Raw genomic sequence first — 22,499 nt, forward strand, 5'->3', positions numbered from 1 at the left:
ACAGATTCGTTTTTGTGGTGAGTGCTTTTTCAACGATTACCGGTCGGGAGTGAGAAAAGTGACACAAACCATAGAATTCGTTTACGACTTTTGCAGTCCAAATGCCTATCTGGCACACAAGGTTCTTCCTGAACTGGCGAACCGCCACGATGTTTCAGTGACCAACGTCCCGGTTTTGCTAGGCACAATATTCAAGGCCACCAACAATCAGGGCCCGTTTCAAGCCTATTCCGAAAACAGACAAAAAACAGCATATCTGACGCATGACCTGCATCGTTTTGCCAGGCGCCGCGGCCTGAGCTTTCACATGAGTCCACATTTTCCAGTCAATACAAAATTCGCCATGCGCGGCGCGATCTATGCCTCTGGAAAATCATGGGAAGACAGATACATAAAATCTGTTTTTGATGCAATTTGGGTGCATGGGCAAAAAGTTGATGAGATCAATGTACTAACCGAAATCCTGCAAGAGAACGGCTTGCCTGTCCGCAAACTACGCGAAGCCATCAGCAGTCCGGATGTGAAACAGCAGCTGAAGGATCAAACCAAAGCTGCTGTCCGGCGCGGAGTGTTCGGGGTGCCGACCCTCTTCAGCGGGCCCGAGATGTTTTTCGGCAAGAACAGTTTGGGGAACCTCGAACTGGAACTTGCATAGGGCCAGCATTTGAAAATCGTTAGGATGCCTTCATCGCCATCAATCCATATTGCGCGAACATCGGAACATAAGATCCTAATTTCATAGCGCGTTTCGGATCAGAGGCATTACCGTCTAGAGCACGTTTGTAAACGCCTTGCAAAATACCGGCCATGCGGAAGAAGTTGAAAGCAAGATAAAACCCAAAATTGTCGATGGCCGGAAGCCCTCGGCGCTCACAGTACTCTGAGATAAACTGATGGTCCGAAGGGATACCAAGGCTTTCTCGATCTAATCCTGCCAATCCGCGACCTTCTTTTCCGGGCGGCATTTGCCACTGCATGATAACAGCGGCCAGGTCTGCGTAAGGATGTCCGATTGTCGATAGCTCCCAATCAAGAACACCTATACAACGCGTTCCGTCACGCTCGAACAACATGTTGTCGATCCTGTAGTCGCCATGAACCATTGTCCGTTGCCCGTCATCCGCAGGCAACGACGTTTCAAGCGAGGCAATCAGCCTGTCCATCTCATCGATCCGGTCGGTTTCCGAGGCTCGGTACTGCTTGGTCCACCGCGCTATCTGCCGTTCAAAGTAGTTTCCAGGAGGCCCGTAGTCAGACAGACCGACCGCGTCGATATCGACCATATGCAGTTCGGCCAGCACACGGTTCATTTCGGTGAAAACCCCTGTTCGGGTCTCATTGCTTTCGCCGTCCATGGTAGGCTCGAGAAAACCGCGCCCTTGAAGACGTTCCATCACGTAGAATTCTGAACCAATAACGCCATCGTCTTCGCACAGCAGGTACATCTCGGGAACCGGGACGTTGGTGTTTGCCAACGCGCGCTGAACACGAAACTCGCGATCGACAGCATGCGCGGATTTCAACAACGTACCGGGCGGTTTACGGCGCAGCACATAAGTCTTCTCAGGCGTGCGCAATTCGAAGGTGGGATTGGATTGCCCGACATCGAACTTGGTGGCTTGCAGAGGGCCTTGATACCCTTCCAAATGTGCGCTGAGATACCGATCAACGGCATCAAGGTCCAATGTCGAACTATTCGCCATTTCAGCTCCCTCCAATGCGATCTTAAAGCGCCTCGGCGAAAATGTTTCCGGCGGTCACAACATTGATTCCACCAGAGACAGGAATGACCGCGCCTGTTACATAACTCCCTCCCCGGCCGCACAGGAACAGCATGCATCCTGCGATATCGTCTTCGCTGCCGACGCGGCCAAGTGGAACCGATTTACCCACCCTGTCCCGTGTATCTGTGTCGGCCGTTGCAAAGGCGGTCATCCGCGACACAAAAGGACCAGGAGCCAGCGCGTTGACGGTCACGTGATACGGCGACAGTTCCTTTGCCATGATCTTGGTCAGATGCAATACAGCCGCTTTCGAGGCCGAATAGCTGTATGCGCCATCGCCCATTGGCACCTCACCCATCACCGAGCCCACATTAACCACGCGGGCCGGGTCCTCGGGGGTTCCGGACTTCATCAAAATTGGCAACAGTTTTTGGGTCAGATCAAAGATACCAGCAACGTTGACCGACATGACTTTGTCCCATGCCTCATAGGGAAATTGTCCCATCGGCGCACCCCAAGATACACCGGCATTATTCATAAGGATATCAAGTCGGTCCGTCCGCTTTTGAACCTCGGACGCCAACGCTTCGATGCCCTCCTTTGTCCCAACGTCCCCACCGAACCCTTCGGCGGTTCCCGGCGCGTCCAGAGCGTTTAGTTCCGCGGCGACGGCTTCACACGCGTCAGCCTTGCGCGACGCAATCAGAACCCGCGCACCGGCCCGAACCAATGCCTCAGCAGCCATGCGCCCAATTCCGGTGGCGCCCCCGGTCACAAATGCTGTCTTTCCATGCAATGAAAATAGGGTTTCGGGCGTCATAGTGTGCTCCTCGATCATTTATTTGGCGCAATCGCATGCTGCTGATCGACCGAGGGTTGCACCTCGTCGGTTTCTTGACAACACCCGCTGCTGCGCCAAACTTCCTCCTGAATCAATAACAAGGACAATAGGGCCAACATGCAAGCTTTACTCAGCGTCGCCCCGGGTGGACCGGAAACTTTGGAACTGACCACCCTGCCCGATCCGGAACCGGGAAAAGGCGAGTTGCTGATTGGCGTTAAGGCCGCTGGGGTCAATTACCCCGACACCCTGATGATCCGAGACCTGTACCAGATCAAGCCCCCCAGACCCTTTGCACCCGGTGGCGAAATTGCAGGTGAGGTTCTGGCCATTGGTGAGGATGTCGCGGGTTACGAGGTCGGGGACCGTGTTCTTGCCTTGACCGGCCATGGGGGATTCGCGACTCATATGACGATCAAGGCGCCGACAGCGGTTAAGTTTCCGCAATCGATGCCGTTCGAGGATGCCGCTTGTTTCATATTTACCTACGGCACCTCATACCATGCATTGAAAGACCGGGCGCACCTGCGGGCAGACGAAACTGTTTTGGTCCTGGGCGCAGCGGGCGGCGTTGGGACAGCTGCGATTGAATTGTCAAAGGCACAGGGTGCGCGGGTGATTGCGGCTGTATCTTCGCAAGAAAAAGCCGAATTCTGCCGTAAGATTGGCGCAGATGAGGTGATCGTCTACGACCATCAGATGGACCGCGATGCGCAGAAAGCCTTTTCGGGTGAAATCAAGGCAATGGCCGGACCTTTGGGTGTGGACGTGGTCTATGACGCGGTCGGAGGCGACTATGCCGAACCTGCACTGCGTAGTATGGCGTGGAATGGTCGATACCTTGTAGTCGGGTTTCCCGCTGGAATTCCCAAGATACCCCTCAACCTACCGCTTCTCAAAGGGTGCCAAATTGTCGGTGTTTTCTGGGGAGCATCCGTGTTCCGGGATCCAGCGGGTCACACGCAAAACATCAACGATTTGTTCAGGTTGTATGGCGAAGGCAAGATCAAACCGCAAATCAGCGCCACTTTCCCACTGAAACAAGCGCAAGACGCGCTGGTGAAGCTGGCAGATCGGTCCGTGCTGGGTAAAGTCGTCGTGTCGATGCCCTGAAACTTCCGGATCAGAGGCGGTCTACGTTGTTTAGAAACACACCTGCTCGCGTGATAAGTGCGCGGGCAGTAGACTCGGGCACCCCTTCGTGTTTAAGAAACTCATAAATGGGAACAGTGAGACGATGCACAAAGCTCTGATTTTGAACGGCCCAAACTTGAATTTGCTGGGGACGCGCCAGCCCGAGGTTTATGGTAGCACCACTCTGAAAATGGTTGAGGAATTGTGCTTTAACCATGGAAAAAAAATAGGAATTGACGTTTCGACTTTGCAGTCAAATCATGAGGGCGAATTGATCGACGCGATCCATGCGGCGAAAGGTGTCCAGAACGGGATTGTTCTGAACGCCGGAGCTTATACGCATACTTCTATTGCTCTGATGGACGCGATTTCTTCTGTCGACCTGCCGGTGGTTGAGGTTCATCTGTCAAACATTCATGCGCGAGAGCCATTCCGACACAAATCCTATATCTCAAAGGTTGCGTTGGGTCAGATTTGTGGCTTTGGAACGCGAAGCTACGTATTGGCACTGGACGCACTGGCGGGCTATCTGGACGGCGAGGTTGGCGCATGAAGCTGGATGCCTATTTGCACTTTCTCAGCTATGTCAAGTCGCTTGAGGAGCTTTGGGATGCCCATTGCCGTCAGATGGCCGGATATGGGTTTGATCGCCTGCTATACGGCTTTACGCGCTACAAAACGGAAACTTCCCTGGGTGACCCCGAGGACTTCACGATCCTGACGAACCATGGCAAGGACTACTTGGATGGGTTCCTGCGAGATGGGCTTTATTTCAACGCCCCTATGTTGAAATGGGCGCTTGAGAACGAAGGCGCTGCAAGCTGGCAAATGACGCAGGACATGCTTTTGGATGGCACCCTATCGCCGCAAGAACGGAAAGTGGTCGAGTTCAATCGGTCGTTGGGGGTCGTCGCAGGCTATACGGTCAGCTTCAACTCGGTTTCCTTTAGATCGAAAGGTGCGATCTCGCTTTCTGCCTCTGGCGGCCAGTCCCAACAAGAAGTCGATGCGATCTGGGCTGAACATGGCGATGACATTCTTCTCATGAATAACGTGGCGCATCTGAAAATTCTTACGCTGCCCTACAATGCTCCTAATCGAGCGTTGACCAATCGCCAACGTGAAGCGCTGGAATGGGTTGGGGATGGCAAAACCACGCAAGATATCGCCCTGTTGATGGGCTTAACCGCAGCGACAGTCGAAAAGCATTTGAGGCTAGCCCGAGAATCGCTGTCGGTTGAAACCACCGCTCAGGCTGTACTGAAGGCGTCATTGCAGAATCAGATGTTCAAAATAGAGGCATAACACCGGGAATTTGACGCTAATTTGCATCAACTTACCCTAGGTAAGGAAAACATGACTTTCCGAATCCCGGTCTACAGTTGCAAAGTGAGATTGTTCCGTGAGTGGTGGCTTTAGCCTGGGAACATTTGGTTGGATCTTTGTAATTTCAGGGCTCTCCAACCGCTCTGGCACAGGGGCGTCTATTCGTCCACGTACCTTTGCCGGAAACACTGGGGGGCCTCGACCATCCCCATCATGCGGGGCCCCCCAACCCTATCCTTGAATTTCAGGCGCTGCGGCGTCTTTTTTATTGTCCATACGAAAAAACCGGCCACGCTGTGCGTGACCGGTTCCGATAAGGTGCCGAACCCCCGTAAGGGTTCGGACAAAACATCTTAGCCTTGCGCGGCTTTGGCAACTTCGGCTGCGAAGTCTTCTTTCTCGACCACGATGCCTTCGCCAACTTCCAGACGGATAAAGCCGGTGATGGTTGCGCCTGCTTCTTTGGCGGCTGCTTCAACGGTCAGGTCAGGGTTCACAACGAACGACTGGTTCAGCAGAGTCGATTCAGCCACGAATTTCTTCATGCGGCCTTCGATCATCTTTTCGATCACCTGCTCCGGTTTGCCGGATTCGCGAGCGATGTCCATCTGAACCTGCTTTTCTTTCTCGACAACAGCTGGATCCATGTCCGCCTCGGACAGAGCTGCCGGGTTCACAGCTGCGATGTGCATCGCAACCTGCTTGCCGATCGCTTCGTCGCCACCGGTCAGAGCGACCAGAACGCCGATTTTGCCCATGCCGTTGGTGGCTGCATTGTGGACGTAGGACACAACAGTGTCACCCGACAGTTTCGCCATGCGGCGCACCGACATGTTCTCACCAATGGTGGCGATCTTGTCGGTCAGAGTGTCGGCAACGGATTTGCCACCCAGGTCAGCCGCCAGCAGAGCGTCAACATCTGCTACGCCTTCGGCTGCAAATGCGATCTTGCCGACCATTTCCTGGAACTCAGCGTTTTTCGCAACGAAGTCGGTTTCCGAGTTCACCTCGACAGCAACACCGTTGCCACCGTTAACGTGAACAGCAACCAGACCTTCGGCGGCAGTACGACCGGACTTCTTGGCCGCCTTGGCCAGACCTTTGGTACGCAGCCAGTCAACGGCCTCGTCCATGTTGCCGCCGGTTTCGGTCAGCGCTTTTTTCGCGTCCATCATGCCTGCGCCTGTGCTGTCGCGCAGTTCTTTAACCATTGCTGCTGTGATTGCCATCTTTCGGCTCTCCTCAAATCAAACGGAATTGGGGCAGGTCTACCCTGCCCCATATGTCATTTACGTGACGGGCAGCTTACGCTTCGGCAGGTGTTTCTGCTTCCGCGGGGGCTTCTTCGGCGACTACTTCTTCAACCGGTGCTTCTTCGAATGCACCCAGGTCCACGCCAGCAGCACCCATCTGAGCGGTCATGCCGTCCAGAGCCGCGCGTGCGGCCAGGTCGCAGTACAGACCGATGGCGCGGGCTGCGTCGTCGTTGCCGGGGATGATGTAGTCAACACCGTCGGGCGAGCAGTTGGTGTCGACAACAGCCACAACCGGGATACCCAGCTTATTGGCTTCGGCGATGGCCAGAGCTTCTTTTTTGACGTCGATGACGAACAGCAGATCAGGAACGCCGCCCATCTCGCGGATACCGCCCAGCGAAGCCTGCAGCTTCTGCTGGTCACGCTCCATGCCCAGACGCTCTTTCTTGGTCAGGCCTTCTGCGCCGGCTTCCATTGCTTCGTCGATCTGGTTCAGACGATTGATCGACTGGGAAACGGTTTTCCAGTTGGTCAGCGTACCGCCCAGCCAGCGGTGGTTCATGTAGTACTGAGCCGACTTTTCAGCCGCTTCGGCGATCGGGCCGGCGGCCTGACGCTTGGTACCAACGAACAGAACGCGGCCACCTTTTGCAACGGTGTCCCGAACAGCCTGCAGAGCCTGATCCAGCATCGGAACGGTCTGGGTCAGGTCCATGATGTGGATGCCATTGCGCGAGCCGTAGATGAACGGGCCCATGCGGGGATTCCAACGCTGTGTCTGGTGACCAAAGTGAACGCCAGCTTCCAGCAGCTGACGCATGGTGAACTCGGGAAGAGCCATGCTATTTTCCTTTTCCGGTTTACGCCTTGGCGGGGGTGAAAGAAGCGGATGCTCCAACCGGCGGGCCTGATGAGGATGTCTCCCTGCAAAAGGCCCAAACCCCGCCTGCGGGTTTGAATGGCGCGCGTATACGGCAGGTTTTGGTGCAACGCAAGAGGCTTTCGCCCCTATTTTTCAAGCCGCGCCAAGCTATGGGCATGACGCACGGCTTCTTCGCAATGAGCAGCCAACGCTTTACGGTTTTCAAAGTCGCTGACCTTGGCGGGTATGTGGTAGATCAACTCGACCCAGCCTTGCCGACGGGCGCCCAGCGTTTTCAGCAAATGCGGACCGAAATCCATATCTCCCCACCACCCATAGAACCTGTTGGGTTGCCCAGCAGGAGCGTGATAGATCACCGAGACCGGCTGCACATACATGAATTCGCGCAGTTCATCGGTAAAGAATGCAGCAAAGAGTGTTGTTTTAAAGGGTAAAACCCTGATTCCATCGGTTGAGGTGCCTTCCGGAAAAAACACCAACTTATGACCTGCGGACAAGCGTTCCTGAAACAACAAGGTTTGCTCGCGCGCCTTTTTACGGTTGCGTTCGATGAAGACCGTACCCGTGGCCCGGGCAAGCCAGCCGATACCGGGCCATTTCGCCACTTCGGCTTTTGAGACGAAATAGACCCTCTTGCGGGCGTTAAGTGCGAAAATATCCAACCACGAGGAGTGATTGGCCACCACTGCACCGCGTTGGGTCATCAACTCTCCCGAACTGCGGAACCCCATTCCTAGAATGCGAAAAGCGTTGCGACATACAAACTGTGTGATGAAGGGCGTGATGGGGCGGCGGACACCGTAAATCGGTCGTTCGATCAGGCGTAGGATCAGCAGAACAATCAGACCGCCGAAGACTAACACCGCCAGAGGAAGACCACGCAAGATGACCAGAATCCAGCCGATAAGGCCCAACTCAATGGGATCAGGCGCGTCTTCGCTGTGCCAGGATGCGTCGCTCAAGGGTTATGCTCCGGTATAGATGCGCCGTTGGCGCTCGTTCATACGCGCTGTGTCCAAGATCAGGCACACGTCCGTTGTGTTGAAGGCATGGTCGATAAAAGCGCCCTCGCCCACGAACCCGCCCAGCCGAAGATAGGCTTTGATCAGCGCTGGAACCTGCACCATGGCTGCACGGCGATCCAGCGCATCCACGTCCACCAAGTCCATCGGCTGAAACACATCGGGTTGCGCCCGCACCCTCAGGTCTGGCGGCGCGAGGTGGTTGTGATGCAACATCGACAGAGGCTGCTCCAGCGCCTGAACATCATTGCCATGAAAGCTGGCGACGCCGAACAGAACTTCAATCTGGCGCGCGTTCACATAGGCGGCCAGACCGTTCCACAGATGATACATTGCCGTGCCGCCACGATAGTCAGGGTGGAGGCAGGATCGCCCCAATTCCAACAGCTTGCGACCGCTGTCTTTAAGGACGCTCACATCATATTCGTCTTCGGAATAAAACTGACCCAGATCTGCTGCACGTTCACCCGGTAACAGTCTGTAAACGCCAACAGTTTCGCCCGTCTGGTCGTCGATGGCGAGCATATGGTCGAAATATGGATCGAACCGGTCCTGTTCCAGCCCAGCGTCGTGGTCCACCATCTCTCCGCCACCGCCTAATTCGCGGACGAAGACGTCATAACGCAGCCGCTGCGCGGCACGCAGTTCGGCCTCGGTCTCGGCGAGTCTGACGGTGAAGGATGGGCCTGTACCCGACATTAGAACGTCCCTGTGGTTTCAGGGCTGATACCGCAGGTATCGGGGGAATGGCAACATGGGCCGCAACCGACCGCGCGTTAACCTTTCCTAAACCAGTTTCACGGATCAAAGACGGGCATCAGGGCGATGCGCGATCCGTCAATCACCACTTTCCCCTGCTCGCGGAAGTTCACGGTGATTTTGCCACCGATATTGGACTGCACTTGTCCAATGCCCCAATCGGGGAAATCGGGGTGGCGGACAAACATGCCCGGTGCAAGAATGGCATTGAGGTCTGACATGACTGGGCTCCGGGTCCGGCGGCAGATACGGCAGGAGGTACGCATGAGCGCTACAGACGTCAACCTGGCCGAGCTGATCGGCTCGCGCATCTGTCACGACCTGATCAGCCCTATTGGCGCGATTACCAACGGGCTTGAACTGCTGGAAATGGTTGGCGGCACCCAAGGCCCCGAGATGGAGCTGATCTCGGGCAGTGTCGGCAGCGCTGGCGCGCGGATCAGGTTCTTTCGCGTGGCCTTTGGGTCCGCTGGGGATCAACCCTTGGGGCGGACTGAAGTCAGCGATTTGCTGAAAGATGTAGAACGAGCCGGACGTTTGCGGGTGAACTGGAACCTCACCGAAGCCGTTCCGCGCAATCAGGTCAAATTGGCGTTTCTGGCATTGATGTGCTGTGAAAGCGCAATGCCGTTCGGCGGCGAAGTCTCCATTCGCAATGATATAGACCGCTGGTCCGTCACGGGTATCGCGGACAAATTGAACATCGACAACGACTTATGGAATAACCTGCCCCGCGGGCGGTTTGCCAACAAGGTCACGCCTGCCCACGTTCAGTTCGCCCTGCTCCCCGATACCGCGACTTCTATGGGACGGCGGGTTGCGGTGGATACAACCTCAACCCGCGTCGAGATACGGTTTTAGGTGCGAATAGTCCCGTTTCCGCGGACCAGATACTGAAAACTGGTCAACTGAGCAGCGCCCACAGGTCCGCGGGCATGCATCTTGCCGGTGGCGATACCGATCTCGGCGCCCATGCCAAACTCTCCACCATCGGCAAATTGCGTCGAGGCGTTGTGCATCAGAATTGCACTGTCGAGACGTTCGAAGAACCGCGCAGCGGCCTCTGCATCTTCGGTCATGATACAATCTGTATGGTCAGAGCCGTACTGCCGGATATGCGCAATAGCAGCGTCAATATCGGCAACAGGTTTGGCGGCGATGATACTGTCGAGAAACTCTTTTCCCCAATCGTCGGCCGACGCTGCAATCGTTCCGTTCATCTCCAAACCACTCTCGGCATGGACTTCGACACCTGAACTCAACAAAGCTTGGATGACATCCCGGCCCAAAGTTTCAGCAACGTCCTGATGGATCAGCAGGCATTCGGCTGCTCCACAGATCCCCGTCCGGCGGGTTTTGGCGTTCAGCACGACCTCAAGCGTTTTGGCCGGATCGGCAGCTTTATCGATATAAATATGCACGATGCCTTCCAGATGCGCGAACACGGGCACTCGCGCCTCACGCTGGACAAGGCCCACCAACCCTTTACCACCGCGCGGGACGATCACGTCGACATAGTCGGTCATCGTCAGCAGTTCCTGAACGGCTGCTCGGTCGCGTGTGGGCACCAACTGGATCGCGTCTTCGGGCAGGTTGGCAGCCTTCAGACCTTCGACCAGACAGGCATGGATCGCGCTTGAGGAATGGAAGCTTTCCGAACCGCCACGCAGGATCACCGCATTGCCCGATTTCAAGCAAAGAGCACCCGCATCCGCCGTCACATTCGGGCGGCTTTCATATATGACGCCGATCACGCCCAGAGGCGTCCGCACCCGTTGGATATGAAGACCTGACGGCATGTCCCATTCGGTCAGAACCTCACCCACCGGATCCGCCTGATCGGCAACGGTGCGCAGACCATCGACCATTCCCTGAATGCGGGCTTCTTCCAGCATCAGGCGATCCATCATCGCCGGGCTCAGGCCCTTGTCGCGCCCAAATTCCAGGTCTTGCTTGTTGGCTTCGATAATCTCAGCGCGGCGAGCCCAGACGGCTTCGGCCGCGGCGATCAGAGCGGCGTGCTTGCGTTCTGTACTGGCAAAGCCCAGCTCGGCCGAGGCCGCTTTGGCGCGCACACCCAAATCAGTCATCAGGGCGGGAATGCTGTCGAAATCCTTCATCTTACATGCCTTTCTTTAACTACAGCGCCAGATCGTCCCGGTGGATCAACACGGCGCGGCCCGGATAGCCTAGCGTCGCCTCGATCTCGGATGATTTGCGCCCTTTGATCGCGTCTGCCTCCTGCGCAGTGTAGCGGCTGAGACCTTGGGCCAAACGCCTCGCCTGCGGATCTATGATCGCCACCGGATCGCCGCGCCCGAAATCGCCGGTCACTTCGACAATACCCGCGGGCAGAAGGCTTTTGCCATTGCCAAGTGCTTTGGCCGCGCCGGCATCCACCACGATCTCACCACGGGGTTTCATGGCTGATATCCAACGTTTGCGCGCCGCGTGCGGATCGACGGTGGCCGTGAACCACGTGCAGTTTGCGCCATTTTCGAGCATTTTCAGCGGGTTTAAGGTCGATCCTTCAGTAATCGCCATGTCGCAACCTGCAGCTGTCGCCATCTTGGCCGCCAGCAATTTGGTCTTCATCCCGCCCTTCGAGAGACCTGAACCGGCATCACCGGCCATTTCCTCAATCTCGGGCGTTATCTGTTCGATTACATCATAACGGGTCGCAGAGCTGTCCTCGGTCGGGTTCCCGGTATAGAACCCGTCCACATCAGACAACAGGATCAACTGGTCTGCGCCTACGGTGACAGCGATCTGAGCAGCCAGACGATCATTATCGCCATATCGGATCTCATCCGTGGCAACTGTATCGTTTTCGTTGACAATCGGGACGACGCCCAGGCCAAGCAGCGTCTCAAGCGTCGCGCGTGAGTTCAGGTAACGACGGCGATCGGCACTGTCTTCAAGCGTGACCAGAACCTGCGCGGTGGTGATATTATGCGGGGCAAGAACCTCTTCATAGGCGCGGGCGAGGCGGATTTGCCCAACGGCCGCAGCCGCCTGAGACTGTTCCAGCGGCAATGTCGCCATAGGTAGGCTAAGAACCCCACGCCCCAGAGCAATCGAGCCGGAGGACACCAAAATGACGTCCGTCCCCTGCCCTTTGAGCCACGCCACATCCTGCGCCAGCGAATGCAGCCAGTCGGACCGCAACAACCCTGTATCCCGATCCACCAGCAAGGCAGACCCGATCTTCACAACCAGACGTTTGGCTGAAGTCAGGGTTGCCAAGGCGCGACCTCCTCGGCGGGTTTGTGACGAAGGCGGTTGTCGTCGATTTCCGAACGCAGGGCGCGCAGAACCTCGGTCACGCCCAAATGCGCGACGCCTGACATGGTCATGACAGGGCCGCCCACGGCGTCTTCCAACTCAGACTTGGCCAGTTCGCGTTCCTCATCATCCAGAGCATCGACCTTGTTCAGCACGGTGATCCGGGGTTTCTCGGCCAACTCACCACCGTAAGCCTCAAGCTCATGAATGATGGTGCGGTAATCCTCGGCCACGGTTTCCGAGGTGCCATCGACCAGATGCAGCAGTACGGCGCAGCGTTCGACATGGCCCAGAAAACGGTCGCCAATGCCGCGGCCTTCATGGGCGCCCTCGATCAGTCCGGGAATGTCGGCAACAACGAACTCAACGTTATCTACGCCCACAACGCCCAGATTGGGGTGCAGGGTCGTAAACGGATAGTCCGCAATTTTGGGCCGTGCATTCGAAGTGGCAGCCAGAAAGGTCGATTTGCCCGCATTGGGCATGCCCAGCAGACCCACATCGGCGATTAGCTTCAGCCGCAGCCAAATGGTGCGGTCGATACCCGCCTGCCCCGGATTGGCCCGGCGCGGAGCCTGGTTGGTAGCCGATTTGAAATGCAGGTTGCCAAAGCCGCCATTGCCGCCCTTGGCCAGCAGCACGCGCTGCCCGACCTCGGTCAGATCGCAGATGACGGTCTCTTCGTCCTCGTCCAGAACCTCGGTCCCAACAGGCACGCGCAGCACGATGTCATCGCCATCCTTGCCGGTACGCTGCTGCCCACGACCGGGCTGACCGTTTTTGGCAAAGAAATGCTGCTGATAGCGGAAGTCGATCAGGGTGTTCAGGCTGTCCACAACCTCAACCCAGACAGAGCCGCCTTTGCCGCCGTCCCCGCCGTCAGGGCCGCCATATTCGATGTATTTTTCGCGCCGAAAGCTGACGCAGCCACCACCTCCGGCCCCGGACCGGATGTAGACCTTTGCAAGATCGAGAAATTTCATAGCTGTCCCCTACTGCAAAGGCCCCATCGGCCACAAGTCAGAGTTTCTTTGTATATGTCCAGGTGGGCACATTCGCATCGCGCGCCACCGAATAGTTTTCGGCATCGCCAAGATATTCAAACCCGCAATGGGTCAATACCCGGGCCGAGGCCGGATTATCTTGAAACACGCTGGCGAACATATTGGCGTTCTCCAACGGATTTGCATTGACCAACGCCTCAACCGCCAGCGATGCCACACCGGTGTTCCAGTAGATCGGCGCGACCCAATACCCAACCTCGGACTGGTTGCGATCCAGCCGAGTCAACGAAATCAGGCCAATCAGCTCTGGTCCGTCATCTTTGGTGGCATCCAAGGCCCAAACGTCTTCGTCCCGCTCCTCGGACATGGCGCGGGTAACGAACGCTTCGGTCGAGCCAGGCGGCAATGGATGTGGAATAGCCGTGGTCATCCGCGCCACACGTTCGTCGCCTGCATAGTGTTCAATGAGACCCATATCCGAACGACGCAAAGGGCGTAGATCGAACCGCTCGGTTTCGATCACCGGCTGGTTTATTATTGTCTCAAACTTCATGAGTGCGGCCCTCCTCCGAACAACACGTAAATTACGGACGCAACAGTGAAACCAGTTAACGTCCACATCAGATATTTGCGGCCCAGACGATCTTCAACCGCATGGGCAATGCGTCCCTGAAACAGGGGCGGTATTGTGCTTGCTGCGTGTCTCATCGGGCTCATAGGTCAAAACTGTGTTAAAAACGAGAAAGGGGACCGGCATTTTCTGCCGGTCCCCCATTTATTTCTAAACCTTTAGGGTTTCGGCTTACTCTGCGGCCTCCGCCACTGGCAGGACCGAAATAAAGGTGCGGTTCTTGAGTCCCTTGTGGAACTTCACGGCGCCATCAACAGTTGCAAAGATGGTGTGATCTTTACCCATGCCCACGCCTTCGCCCGGCCAGAACTTGGTGCCACGCTGACGTACGATGATGTTGCCTGCGATGGCCGCCTGGCCACCATAGAGTTTCACGCCAAGGCGGCGACCAGCTGAGTCGCGACCGTTACGGGAGGAACCGCCAGCTTTTTTATGTGCCATTCTCTCTCTCCTTAGCCTTGAGCCAGCTCTTTGGCTTGCTCAACCCATTCGGGCTTTACTTTGATGGTGTCGATAGCAGCAATCTGCTCGTCCGACAAGGCGGCCAGAGCGGCAAAGCTCTCGATACCTGCGTCGTTCAGCTTTTTGGCAGCGGCGGGGCCGACACCGTTCAGCTTGGTCAGATCGTCAGCAGCAGCTGCAGCGGCGGCGGGTGCCTCTGCTTTGGCTTCCGCTTTCTTGGCGGGCTTTGCAGCAGGTGCCGCTTCGCCAGCCGGTGCCGAACCGGTTGCCGCTTTGATGCCCGACTTGTCAGCGCCCGACGCCAGGATGTCGGTGATTTTGACCAGAGTCAGCTTCTGACGGTGGCCAACGGTACGCTTCGAGCTGTGCTTACGACGGCGTTTGACGAATTTGATGACCTTGTCACCTTTGATCTGTTCGATCACTTCGGCCTGAACGCCTGCGCCTTCAACGAAAGGTGCACCAACAACCGGAGCGTCGCCGCCCAGCATCAGAACATCGTTGAATTGAACTTTTTCACCTGCGTCGGCAGCCAGCTTTTCAACGCGGAGCACATCGCCCGCCTGAACCTTGTACTGCTTGCCGCCAGTCTTGAGGACCGCAAACATGCGTCTTTCCTTTTCAAACCCGCGTTCTGTGGTCCCCTTGCGGGTGTTGCTGGCTTTCGCCACCTCGAACAGCGCGCCCTTTTCGGGCTATGTGACGACCCGTGGGATAGTCCCGATGGGTCAATAATAACGAGACCCGGCGCGGAGGAACCGGCCGGGATGCGCGCTTATTTCCGGAATGCTCGTGAAAGTCAACAGCAAAAGCCCGCTTATAGTTCCGAAGCCGTCAACGCATGTGAAACCGCCTGACCAAGTCGGTAATAGATGTCGTCATACATTTGGTCAAAGCTGTCAAAAAAGGCTTTGTTCACGGCGCGCCCCGTCTCGGTACGCGAAAAGGCGATGTTTTCCCGCATCTGCCCATCCTCTAACGGCTGATAGGCCATCAACAAAAACGAATAAAGCCATGTTTCCGTATCTTGAGTGATGGCGTCCTTTTCGGTTAGCAGCTGGGCCAATATTTCCTGATCATCCGCGCCGACATCTTCGTTCAGCCCTCGAAAGAATTGGAAATCTGCACTGATGGCGCTGTGGACGTTTTTGGCGATCAGATCGTTAACCTCGATGTATTCGTCAATAAGGCGGTAAAGAGACACATCGTGATTGCCCGTCAAAAAGCTGTCCTTGGCCATCTCTAGGATGGTCTCGTCGCCAATCGCCTCGCGCGCCGAATTCTCAAGGGAAACAAGCGTCTGGCCAAGGTCACTTTCATAGAAAACAATTGCGCGATCCATTTGACCTTCAGTCAGCGACTCTTGGAAAACATCGCTGATCTGATCGTGCATCCATTCCGCATCGTAGATGATGTCCAGTTGCGCCGAAAAATATGACCCACCGGAATTGCCCAGAAGCGTTTCGTTTAACTCCTTGGCCTGTTCGCGCCCTTCGCTTCGAAGAATGTCGATTACCTGTTCAAGGCGTATGGCATCCATCAGACGGTCCACTTTTTCCGAGGCCGACCCAATTGTCGCCCACAGCGTGATCACCAAGAAAAGGACACCCACTCGCATCAGATATCCTGAGCCGGATGCAGATCCGCCATACGTGCTGCAAGATCTTCGAATTTCATGGCCATGATTTCATACTGAATGGCGTTCAGAAGTTCATAAACCTCCTGCATCAGAGGTTCCTCAAGCGCGTCTGAGTACGCGATGATATCCGCATCCGAGAAATCCTGGTACGTATAAGCCGCGCCCGCCAGAGCAGACAATTGCAGCGACTGACGCATCCCGGCTTCGTTCTGGCGCATCAACAGTCTTAGGTCGTCTGCTCCCATCTGCAGGTCAATAACTCCCGAAGCACTTGCTGCCAGAAGGAACCGCAGTTGGATTTCTTGAATGGCACGCAGGGCTGTTCCACTAGAATCAACGGCTGCGTTCATCCGCTTCAGCTGTTCCACCCGCATCGAGCCCTCACGGATCAGGTCTGACACGATCTGCTGACCCTCGAGCTGCTTGGCATCTTCATCTTCAATCAGATGCGACGCGTTTTCGGCCTCGACCAGTCTTTGACCCAGATCGGAGGCATAAAACTCGACTGCATGATTTAGAGCGTCATCACTAAGTGTCTGCTCTAGAATTGAAACGGCGGTTTCATGCATCTCTTGGACGTCAAAGACATCTTCGGTCAGCCGTGCCCAATCCGAACCGAATCCGTCCGGGTCAATCCCCAGCATTTCCGGTGCTGATGCCGAGGCCAGCGCGATACTTTCCAACGCGACGTCAAAGCCGGTGGTTGCCAGAAATGCCTCGATCCTGTCCCGCTCGGCAGCGAGCGATGAAACCGGAAGGGCGAATAGCGTTGCGACCAACATACAAAGGGGCAGAAAGGCGGTGCGATAGATATATGTCATGCCACAGAGCCTAGGTGTTTTACGCCGTCAGGCAATGGAAAATCCCTTCTTAGTGAATTTCGGGAATTTTCTGCTTGCACCCCTGCCAGTTCCTCACTAAATCCTCCCCTCACAGACCCCCGCGGAGAGGTGCCGGAGTGGTCGAACGGGGCGGTCTCGAAAACCGTTGTGGGTGCAAGCCCACCCAGGGTTCGAATCCCTGTCTCTCCGCCACTATCCCGACGCAAAAAACGGAAAGCAACGCATTTCCGGGCGTGATGCGATTTCCGTTGTTGCGATAGTTTGGATCAAAACCGCCATACTAATAGCCTTTTTGAACTTTTGGTAACGCCAACTATGTTCCTTTTGAAGCCTGCTACGTCGACTTTGCTCTATTCTCACACTTAGTCGGACAACCAAAAAATACCCTGCGTCCGCAGGATAACTTTTGAATTTTACTTTTTTTTCGACTTCAACAGACTCATTGTCGCCATCAGCTTGCACCCTGGCGATTTCCACAACTGTATGGCAAAGCGGGAAACAGCGTTCTATTTTAAACGAACACATCAGATTAAATCAGTTGAGAGAATTGCCAAAACGCAGCCAAGACTGCGGTATGGCCGCCTATCGGCCGTGGCACCTGAGCGCGATCAGTCGGTTCAGCCATGAACAGCGAGGGCGTTGCCCTTACCAACCTGAGTTTTTGGCTGCCGGAATGGGCGCGAGGCAACTATTGCACCTTGGTCCCGCCGCCTAATTTGCAAGGCAAGTGTATTTTTCGACGCATCAAGCCAGCAGGTCACTGTGTCTGGACGAGAACGAATAGTAAAACCTGTGCAGCCTGTTGCGTTGACAAACAAACTACTGCTTAGGCTGGCGGGTACTGGCCATCTGTGCCGTCCAGTGCAGCTTTCAAACCGCCGTCCTGCGTTCGGCAGGCCATTAGCACTGATCCACTTAAGCGCAGTATAACGGCACGTGATCCTTCCGGCTCAAAGTGATCTGATTGCAACCACTTAGTCATGAAAACCTCTGTTCAGTTCACTCCGAGTTCTTTTAACAATACTTCAACTGATGTTTTTCCTCGGTCAAACAAACCTGTTCACATAGTTTTCCAGAATTTCCTGACGCCCAGATCGCGGTTCCGGGTTGATATTGTCTTGTAAAACTCGCGCAGAGATGTCCTCAAGACTACTGTTCAGCATAGACGCCGCTTCCGGAGCGTTCCAACCGGAATACCGTTCAGACAGCGCATCCTCCAGACCGCCATCTTCAATCATAGCAGCCGCGGCTTTCAAGCCTCTTGCACATATGTCCATTCCGCCGATGTGTGCTGCAACAAGATCTTTTGCATCAAGCGACTGGCGACGTACTTTAGCGTCAAAGTTGGTGCCCCCAGTTGTAAAACCTCCGGCTTTCAGAATGTAGTAATATGCCAAAGCAACCTCTGGCGTGTTGTTAGGAAATTGATCTGTGTCCCACCCCGACTGATAATCGTTTCGGTTCATATCAATCGAACCCAGCATCCCCTCGGCAGCGGCAACCGCTATTTCATGCTCGAAACTATGCCCGGCGAGGATCGCGTGTCCCTGCTCAAGGTTCAACTTCACTTCGCTTTCCAAACCGTATTTCCTGAGGAATCCTATACAGGTCGCGGCGTCGTAGTCGTATTGGTGCTTGGACGGCTCCTGTGGTTTGGGCTCTACAAGGATGGTGCCTTTGAAGCCGATTTTGTGTTTGTAATCTACGACCATGTTCAAGAACCGGCCCATATGGTCCAGTTCAGTATTCAGGTTCGTGTTTAGCAGAGTTTCATAGCCTTCACGCCCGCCCCACAGAACATAGTTTTCGCCACCAAGCTTGTGGGTCGCATCCAAGCACGACTTTACCGTTGCTGCCGCAAAAGCAAAAACATCCGGATCGGGGTTGGTGCTTGCGCCTGACATCCACCGACGGTGACTAAACATGTTGGCGGTACCCCAAAGGAGCTTGGTGCTGGACGTTTGCATTTTTTCACCGATATAATCGGTGATTTCTTCCAGAGTTTTCAAGTTATCGGCAAAATTGCCCTGCTCGGGCCGAATGTCAGCGTCGTGCCAGCAGAAAAAGGGCTGACCCAGCAGCTCGAACAGTTCAAAAGCAATATCCGCCTTTAATCGGGCCCGGCCCATGTCGTCCTGAGGATGCCACGGGCGTTCGAATGTAGGTCCGCCAAAGGGGTCTCCGCCCTCCCACGCGAAGGAGTGCCACCAGGCGACCGCGAACCGTAGATGGTCTTCCAGGCGTTTTCCCATGACAACTTCGTCGGGATTGTAGTGGCGGAAGGCCATGGGGTTGTCGCTGTCTACGCCTTCAAACCGGATCTCTTCGATCCCTTCAAAAAATCCGCTTGGCATATCTGCCCCCTATTCTGCTTTTTGTTCTGGCTGCTTGCCGAGAATGATCATCGACAACAAATCGTCATCTGTTACGTCTGCAATATCGACAGTCCCAACCAATTTTCCGTTCTTCATGACCGAAGCGCGATCGCATAGCTCCATCACAGCATGCACGTCGTGATCAATCAGGAAGATGCCGATACCTTGCGCCTTCAACTGGTGAATCAGGTCGGCCACCATTTGTGTCTCATGCGGCCCCAGCGCCGCTGTCGGCTCGTCCATAATCAGAATACGAGCGTTGAAATATACGGCCCGGGCAATCGCGACCGACTGTCTTTGACCACCCGACAGCGCAGAGACAGGGTCATTGAACTTCTGAAAGTTCGGATTGAGCTGCGCCATGATCTTTCGGCATTCGGCCTCCATGGCGGCATCGTTGACCAACCCCAATGGCGTCGTCATCTCGCGTCCCAGGAAAAGGTTTGATGTCGCGTCCAGATTGTCCGCCAGGGCAAGCGTCTGGTAGATGGTCTCAATATTGTTCGCGCGGGCGTCACGGGGGTTGCCAATCTCGACTAGCTTGCCATCGATCAGAATCTCGCCGTGATCCATTTGATATGCGCCGGACAGAACCTTGATCAACGTCGATTTTCCAGCCCCGTTGTGCCCAAGCAGACCGACCACTTCACCCGGATAGAGATCGACCGACACGTGGTCGACAGCCTTGATCCCACCGAACGAGATCGAAATGTCTCGCATTTCGACCAATGGCGCTGCGCCGGAGCCGCGCCCAGATTTTGAGGGTGTTTTCTGCGTGCCTTGATCTTGCATCACTTGGCCCCCAATCGTTTGCGATAGACGATGTCGATATAGACGGCCAACACAAGAACGCTGCCGACTACAATATTCTGAAACGGCGCGTCCACGCCAACCATAGCCATACCAGATTGGAGCGCTTGCATGATCAATGCACCAAGGATGGCGCCGTAAATCGTCCCGATGCCACCGGACAACGCGGTCCCACCAATTACAGCGGCAGCAATAACCCGTAGTTCATCCAGCGTGCCAATGTCGTTTGAATGGTTCGCGAGGCGCGCAGAAGCAACCACCGCAGAAACGGCGCATAGGAAACCCATCAGTGCAAAAATCTTCACGGTCAGCAGCCGCGTATTGATGCCGGAAAGCTCTGCCGCATCCGGGTTGCCACCAGTGGCAAAGATGTAGCGTCCAAACCGGGTTTTCCGCGCCACAATTGTTAGGGTTACGGCTACGATGATCAATATGAGGACAGAAATCGGTATGCCGTATCCGACGACCAGCCCCTCTGGCATTGTCTCTCCGCGCGCTTCGAACATACGTTGCAACCGACGCGCCGGAATGGCGTAGCTGTTTACGATGTAAACGTAACCAAGGATGGCAATTGCGATTATCCCGGCCAGAGTGGCCTCTGCCCAGACGGGTTTGACAGGGAAACCATGTGCCGCTTTTGCGCGACGACTGCTCCACAAAGCCCAGATCGCGATTGCGGTGGCGAAAAAGCCGAACAGCCAGCTTGTCGTCGTGCCTAATGTGCCGTTCGTCCCGCCAAACATCAGGAACGTACTATCCAGAGGGCCAATCGTCTGGCCGCTGGTCAAATACCACGCCACGTTTCGCCAAACCAGAAACCCACCAAGCGTAACGATGAAGGCTGGTATCGTCAGATACCCAACCATCCAGCCATGAAACGCACCAATCAGCGTGCCGACAAACAGCCCGACGACAATGGTGATCGCCCAGGTTGCAGGGTTGTTCAAACCCATCCCTAGTACTTGCGGCAAAAGCTCGGTTTGCGTCATTGCCATCACGGCTGACGTCGTTGCAAGCAGCGCTCCAACGGACAAGTCGATGTGTCGCGTGACAATGATGAACACCATCCCGCAGGCCATTATGGCCACCGAAACCGTCTGAATGGACAGATTGAACAGGTTCCGAGGCGTAAGGAACCGTCCATCCGTAAAGATGTTGAACCCTATGCACAGGATGACAAACGCGCCGATCATTCCCAAAAGCCGCATATCCAGTTCCAACTGCTGGAACAGGCTGGGTTTTGCTTTTTCCGGTATCGGCTGAGACGAAGTTTCGGTCATTTCCGATCTTTCATATTCAGCAATGGTCCCCGGCCCAGACAGGGCCAGGGACTTTTAAGTTTAGTTACAAGGGGCAGGTCCGTTTTCGACACCCTGGCACAAGTCCTCCAATGGGATCCATCCGGCGTCCACAACAACAGACAGGTTGTCCTTCGTGATCGGTACAGGTGCAAGGAAGACCGAGTTCATCTGGGTACCGCCAGGCGACGTCCAACTGGCCGCGCCCTCCACGTCGGCGGGGCTTGTTCCCCCACTCAGCGCGACTGCGATTTCACCTGCTGCCTTACCAAGTTCGCGGGCATCCTTCCAAACCGAAACGGTCTGAGTTCCCAGCGCGACACGATTCAATGCTGCATGATCGCCGTCCTGACCGGACACCGGGATGCCTTCCATGCCCTGCGCAGTCAAAGCTGCCACAACGCCACCTGCAGTACCATCATTTGATGCCACGACAGCATCCACATTGTTTTCATTGGCGGTTAGGATCTGTTCCATATTTCGCTGTGCGTTCGCGGGCAACCAGCCGTCCGTGTAGGCTTCACCAACGATAACGATGTCGCCACTGTCAACGGCAGCCCCAATGATTTCTTGCTGACCACCCCTGAGGAAATCAGCGTTGGGATCAGTAGGAGAGCCCTTGATCATCACGTAATTGCCCTTGGGCATGGCTTCAAAAACAGCTCGGGCCTGCATTCTGCCGACTTCCACGTTGTCGAAGGTCAGATAAAATGCACGGTCGTCTTCAATCAGGCGGTCATAGGCAATGACCGGGATACCTTCGTCCGCCGCAGCTTGAACAGCCGGTCCGATTGCCTGCGCGTCCTGCGCCAAAATGATAAGCGCGTCCACGCCTTGCGCAATCAGACTTTCAATATCTGACAACTGCTTTGCGGAAGACGATTGCGCGTCTGCCGAAATATACTCGGCGCCGCCTGCTTCAAGCGCAGACTTGATGGCCGCTTCGTCCGTCTTCCAGCGTTCTTCCTGAAAGTTCGACCAACTCACACCGACCACTGGCTCTGCGAATGCGGTCGAAGCCAACAGAGTGGCCACAGCAGAGAAGCTGAGAATTCTTTTCATGTTTTCCTCCCATTTGCCGAGCCATCGTGTTTCGATTCGCGGCTCTCACGAAATTGAATACCATATTTAATTCAGTGGGTAAAATATTTACTCTATTAGGGCGGGCGGAATCCAAATAGACTGAGTTAAGAACCAGATTCGCGAGA

General features: G+C 55.4%; 26 protein-coding genes and 1 tRNA gene. 7 read left to right on the forward strand and 20 right to left on the reverse strand.

Annotation, left to right across the window (positions count from 1 at the left end; translation table 11 throughout):
* The first annotated feature begins 49 nt into the window (after positions 1-49).
* A complete protein-coding gene (locus tag ABWV79_RS00830) occupies positions 50-655 on the forward strand; it encodes a 2-hydroxychromene-2-carboxylate isomerase (RefSeq protein WP_353389748.1) in 606 nt (201 codons plus the stop codon).
* Positions 656-674: 19 nt separating this feature from the next.
* On the opposite strand, the gene ABWV79_RS00835 is transcribed toward ABWV79_RS00830, so the two are convergent.
* Together ABWV79_RS00835 and ABWV79_RS00840 are read right to left on the reverse strand one after the other, a co-directional pair.
* Positions 675-1,703, reverse strand: a complete 1,029-nt coding sequence (locus tag ABWV79_RS00835; RefSeq protein WP_353389750.1) for a phosphotransferase — start codon at positions 1,701-1,703, stop codon at positions 675-677.
* A 22-nt stretch (positions 1,704-1,725) separates the two neighbouring features.
* Positions 1,726-2,544: an SDR family oxidoreductase gene (locus ABWV79_RS00840; protein WP_170354182.1), complete on the reverse strand. Its 819-nt coding sequence runs from the start codon at positions 2,542-2,544 to the stop codon at positions 1,726-1,728.
* A 138-nt stretch (positions 2,545-2,682) separates the two neighbouring features.
* Here ABWV79_RS00840 and ABWV79_RS00845 point away from each other — a divergent pair, with 138 nt between their 5' ends.
* From ABWV79_RS00845 to ABWV79_RS00855, 3 genes are all read left to right on the forward strand, one after another.
* A complete protein-coding gene (locus ABWV79_RS00845) occupies positions 2,683-3,678 on the forward strand; it encodes an NADPH:quinone oxidoreductase family protein (RefSeq protein WP_353389753.1) in 996 nt (331 codons plus the stop codon).
* A 124-nt stretch (positions 3,679-3,802) separates the two neighbouring features.
* Positions 3,803-4,252 (forward strand): type II 3-dehydroquinate dehydratase, encoded by a 450-nt coding sequence (gene aroQ, locus ABWV79_RS00850; RefSeq protein ID WP_353389755.1) that lies wholly within the window; start codon positions 3,803-3,805, stop codon positions 4,250-4,252.
* The gene (locus ABWV79_RS00855) at positions 4,249-5,004 is read left to right on the forward strand and encodes a LuxR family transcriptional regulator (protein WP_170354185.1); all 756 of its coding nucleotides are present in this window, start codon (positions 4,249-4,251) and stop codon (positions 5,002-5,004) included. The genes aroQ and ABWV79_RS00855 overlap by 4 nt, the downstream gene beginning before the upstream one ends.
* A 374-nt stretch (positions 5,005-5,378) precedes the next feature.
* Here the strand turns inward: ABWV79_RS00855 and tsf are convergent, their stop codons facing one another.
* The 5 genes from tsf to ABWV79_RS00880 all read right to left on the reverse strand — a co-directional run bounded on the left by tsf (position 5,379) and on the right by ABWV79_RS00880 (position 9,166).
* Positions 5,379-6,254, reverse strand: a complete 876-nt coding sequence (gene tsf / locus ABWV79_RS00860; protein ID WP_170354186.1) for a translation elongation factor Ts — start codon at positions 6,252-6,254, stop codon at positions 5,379-5,381.
* Positions 6,255-6,330: 76 nt separating this feature from the next.
* A complete protein-coding gene (gene rpsB / locus ABWV79_RS00865; RefSeq protein ID WP_170751223.1) occupies positions 6,331-7,122 on the reverse strand; it encodes a 30S ribosomal protein S2 in 792 nt (263 codons plus the stop codon).
* Positions 7,123-7,289: 167 nt separating this feature from the next.
* On the reverse strand, positions 7,290-8,126 hold the full coding sequence (gene olsA, locus ABWV79_RS00870; RefSeq protein WP_353389758.1) for a lyso-ornithine lipid O-acyltransferase: 837 nt from the start codon (positions 8,124-8,126) through the stop codon (positions 7,290-7,292).
* Positions 8,127-8,129: 3 nt separating this feature from the next.
* Positions 8,130-8,885 (reverse strand): L-ornithine N(alpha)-acyltransferase, encoded by a 756-nt coding sequence (gene olsB / locus ABWV79_RS00875; RefSeq protein WP_353389760.1) that lies wholly within the window; start codon positions 8,883-8,885, stop codon positions 8,130-8,132.
* A 98-nt stretch (positions 8,886-8,983) separates the two neighbouring features.
* On the reverse strand, positions 8,984-9,166 hold the full coding sequence (locus tag ABWV79_RS00880; protein ID WP_170769740.1) for a DUF3553 domain-containing protein: 183 nt from the start codon (positions 9,164-9,166) through the stop codon (positions 8,984-8,986).
* A gap of 43 nt (positions 9,167-9,209) precedes the next feature.
* On the opposite strand from ABWV79_RS00880, the gene ABWV79_RS00885 reads away from it, so the two are divergent.
* A complete protein-coding gene (locus ABWV79_RS00885; protein ID WP_353389762.1) occupies positions 9,210-9,806 on the forward strand; it encodes a histidine phosphotransferase family protein in 597 nt (198 codons plus the stop codon).
* Here the strand turns inward: ABWV79_RS00885 and ABWV79_RS00890 are convergent.
* The 6 genes from ABWV79_RS00890 to ABWV79_RS00915 form a co-directional block, all read right to left on the reverse strand.
* Positions 9,803-11,065: a glutamate-5-semialdehyde dehydrogenase gene (locus tag ABWV79_RS00890; RefSeq protein ID WP_353389764.1), complete on the reverse strand. Its 1,263-nt coding sequence runs from the start codon at positions 11,063-11,065 to the stop codon at positions 9,803-9,805. The two genes, ABWV79_RS00885 and ABWV79_RS00890, sit on opposite strands and share 4 nt — an antisense overlap.
* A 19-nt stretch (positions 11,066-11,084) precedes the next feature.
* The gene (proB, locus tag ABWV79_RS00895) at positions 11,085-12,191 is read right to left on the reverse strand and encodes a glutamate 5-kinase (RefSeq protein WP_353389765.1); all 1,107 of its coding nucleotides are present in this window, start codon (positions 12,189-12,191) and stop codon (positions 11,085-11,087) included.
* A complete protein-coding gene (obgE, locus tag ABWV79_RS00900) occupies positions 12,179-13,213 on the reverse strand; it encodes a GTPase ObgE (protein WP_353389767.1) in 1,035 nt (344 codons plus the stop codon). The genes proB and obgE overlap by 13 nt, the downstream gene beginning before the upstream one ends.
* Positions 13,214-13,250: 37 nt before the next feature.
* Positions 13,251-13,787: a GNAT family N-acetyltransferase gene (locus tag ABWV79_RS00905; protein ID WP_170751240.1), complete on the reverse strand. Its 537-nt coding sequence runs from the start codon at positions 13,785-13,787 to the stop codon at positions 13,251-13,253.
* 249 nt (positions 13,788-14,036) lie between these two features.
* A complete protein-coding gene (rpmA, locus tag ABWV79_RS00910) occupies positions 14,037-14,306 on the reverse strand; it encodes a 50S ribosomal protein L27 (protein ID WP_010440093.1) in 270 nt (89 codons plus the stop codon).
* A gap of 11 nt (positions 14,307-14,317) precedes the next feature.
* Complete coding sequence (locus ABWV79_RS00915; RefSeq protein WP_353389769.1) at positions 14,318-14,935, reverse strand: 50S ribosomal protein L21; 618 nt, start codon at positions 14,933-14,935, stop codon at positions 14,318-14,320.
* On the opposite strand from ABWV79_RS00915, the gene ABWV79_RS00920 reads away from it, so the two are divergent.
* Positions 14,934-15,062, forward strand: coding sequence for a hypothetical protein (locus ABWV79_RS00920; RefSeq protein WP_353389771.1), 129 nt, complete (start codon positions 14,934-14,936; stop codon positions 15,060-15,062). The two genes, ABWV79_RS00915 and ABWV79_RS00920, sit on opposite strands and share 2 nt — an antisense overlap.
* An 82-nt stretch (positions 15,063-15,144) precedes the next feature.
* On the opposite strand, the gene ABWV79_RS00925 is transcribed toward ABWV79_RS00920, so the two are convergent.
* Positions 15,145-15,945 (reverse strand): DUF2059 domain-containing protein, encoded by an 801-nt coding sequence (locus ABWV79_RS00925; RefSeq protein ID WP_353389773.1) that lies wholly within the window; start codon positions 15,943-15,945, stop codon positions 15,145-15,147.
* A complete protein-coding gene (locus ABWV79_RS00930; RefSeq protein WP_353389776.1) occupies positions 15,945-16,787 on the reverse strand; it encodes a DUF2059 domain-containing protein in 843 nt (280 codons plus the stop codon). Before ABWV79_RS00930 ends, ABWV79_RS00925 begins: the two co-directional genes overlap by 1 nt.
* A 123-nt stretch (positions 16,788-16,910) precedes the next feature.
* Here ABWV79_RS00930 and ABWV79_RS00935 point away from each other — a divergent pair.
* A tRNA-Ser gene (locus ABWV79_RS00935) sits at positions 16,911-17,000 on the forward strand.
* Between the two features lie 634 nt (positions 17,001-17,634).
* Here the strand turns inward: ABWV79_RS00935 and ABWV79_RS00940 are convergent.
* The 5 genes from ABWV79_RS00940 to xylF all read right to left on the reverse strand — a co-directional run bounded on the left by ABWV79_RS00940 (position 17,635) and on the right by xylF (position 22,353).
* Positions 17,635-17,790, reverse strand: a complete 156-nt coding sequence (locus ABWV79_RS00940; protein WP_353389777.1) for a hypothetical protein — start codon at positions 17,788-17,790, stop codon at positions 17,635-17,637.
* A gap of 64 nt (positions 17,791-17,854) precedes the next feature.
* A complete protein-coding gene (gene xylA / locus ABWV79_RS00945; protein WP_353389779.1) occupies positions 17,855-19,162 on the reverse strand; it encodes a xylose isomerase in 1,308 nt (435 codons plus the stop codon).
* A 9-nt stretch (positions 19,163-19,171) separates the two neighbouring features.
* Positions 19,172-19,975 carry an ATP-binding cassette domain-containing protein gene (locus tag ABWV79_RS00950; protein ID WP_353389782.1) on the reverse strand — a complete coding sequence of 268 codons (804 nt, stop codon included), beginning with the start codon at positions 19,973-19,975 and terminating at the stop codon, positions 19,172-19,174.
* A complete protein-coding gene (locus ABWV79_RS00955) occupies positions 19,975-21,273 on the reverse strand; it encodes a sugar ABC transporter permease (protein ID WP_353389783.1) in 1,299 nt (432 codons plus the stop codon). The genes ABWV79_RS00950 and ABWV79_RS00955 overlap by 1 nt, the downstream gene beginning before the upstream one ends.
* 60 nt (positions 21,274-21,333) lie before the next feature.
* Complete coding sequence (gene xylF, locus ABWV79_RS00960; RefSeq protein ID WP_170354203.1) at positions 21,334-22,353, reverse strand: D-xylose ABC transporter substrate-binding protein; 1,020 nt, start codon at positions 22,351-22,353, stop codon at positions 21,334-21,336.
* Positions 22,354-22,499 lie beyond the last annotated feature (146 nt).

The sequence above is a fragment of the Ruegeria sp. HU-ET01832 genome (assembly GCF_040371315.1).
GTDB lineage: Bacteria > Pseudomonadota > Alphaproteobacteria > Rhodobacterales > Rhodobacteraceae > Ruegeria > Ruegeria lacuscaerulensis_A.